This window comes from Cyclobacterium xiamenense, assembly GCF_009467825.1.
GTDB lineage: Bacteria > Bacteroidota > Bacteroidia > Cytophagales > Cyclobacteriaceae > Cyclobacterium > Cyclobacterium xiamenense.
Map to the genome: position 1 here is coordinate 1 of NZ_WIOK01000075.1, position 1,346 is coordinate 1,346.

The window sequence follows — 1,346 nt, forward strand, 5'->3', positions numbered from 1 at the left end:
CCCCGGAGTGGGCAGCCTTCACACTGCCGTGCCTGATAGTATGTGACCCGGGATTCATACCCGTTTGCTGAAACCCTTTTGCCGGTCCCCGTCTTTTCCATCCTTTGGCCCATCGGGCATACATAAAAATCCTTCTCTGCATTGTAAAACAGGTTCTGGGCAAGAAAGGGGTTTTCTTTTGTTTTCCTTTTCTGCTCCTTGTGGAAGTAATTGTACTTTATGTAAGGTGTAACCCCCTTTTTATCAAGCATTTCGTAGTTTTCCTCACTGCCATATCCAGCATCGGCCACCACTTCGGTACTCTGTCTGTCGAAGGCGTTTTCGAACCCCTCCAGATGGGTTTTCAGCGTAGTGGTGTCCCCAGGTGTCTGGTGGATGGAAACATGTGTGATGAACTGGTTTTCCGTAGATATCTGCGCATTGTAGGCGGGCTTTAGCTGCCCGTTCTTCATGTGGTCGTCCTTCATCCGCATAAAGGTGGCATCCCGGTCGGTCTTGCTGTAAGAGTTCCTCCGGCCCATCGTCTTGAGGTCCTGCTCATATTTTTCCAGTTTGGGGAGATGCTCTTCCTGGAGCTTCCGCAGTTCCTTTTCCTGCTTTTTGGTAGGTTCTTTCAGCTTTTTGTTCAGCTCGGCTAGTTTTTCCCGCAGTTCATCAGAATTGATCTTCCTGGGAAGCTCCTCTTTGTTGGTTTCCTGATTATCAGACTGAATGCTGCTTTCAATGTCCGAAAGAACGGTGCCGATCTTGGCTTCCAGTTTTTCCTTGTACTTCTCTACCGAACCCTTCCAGACGAAGGTGTACCGGTTGGATCTTGCCTCGATCTTAGTGCCATCGATGTACTGCACATCAAGGCTAACATAGCCCATCCCAACAAGCATTTTCACCACTTCGGCGAATAGCCTTTGGATGTGGTCTTTCAATATCTTTCCCCTAAAGTCGTTGATGGTCCTGAAGTCGGGCGTGGAATTGCCCGCTATATACATAAAATGAATATTTTCAGTAAGTGCCTTGGCGATCTTACGACAGGAATATACGTTAGACAAGTAGCTGTAAAACAGCACCTTGATCATCATTCTGGGGTGGTAGGCAGAGGTGCCGCCTCCTTTGTACATCTTTATTATTTCGCTGATATCCAGCGAGTCCACAACCGAATCTACCAGGCGTACGGGATGGTTGTCGGCAATTCTGTCAAAAATGTTGACCGGGAAAAGTTCAGGACTCTTGCCGGTTTGGTTTTTAAAAACTAACTTGGCCATAGTTGCTTTTTTGTACAACTCCAAAATACCATTTTTGGAGAAAAAAAACAACTAAATTAGAGGCTGCCCGACTTTTCGGACAGCCTC

At 47.1% G+C, this 1,346-nt stretch carries 1 protein-coding gene; it reads right to left on the reverse strand.

Features of this window, described 5'->3' with window-relative positions; all coding sequences use genetic code 11:
- Positions 1 to 1,259, reverse strand: a 1,259-nt coding sequence (locus GCU44_RS22885; RefSeq protein ID WP_154859708.1) for an IS1182 family transposase, incomplete at its 3' end; no start/stop codon positions are given.
- Positions 1,260 to 1,346 lie beyond the last annotated feature (87 nt).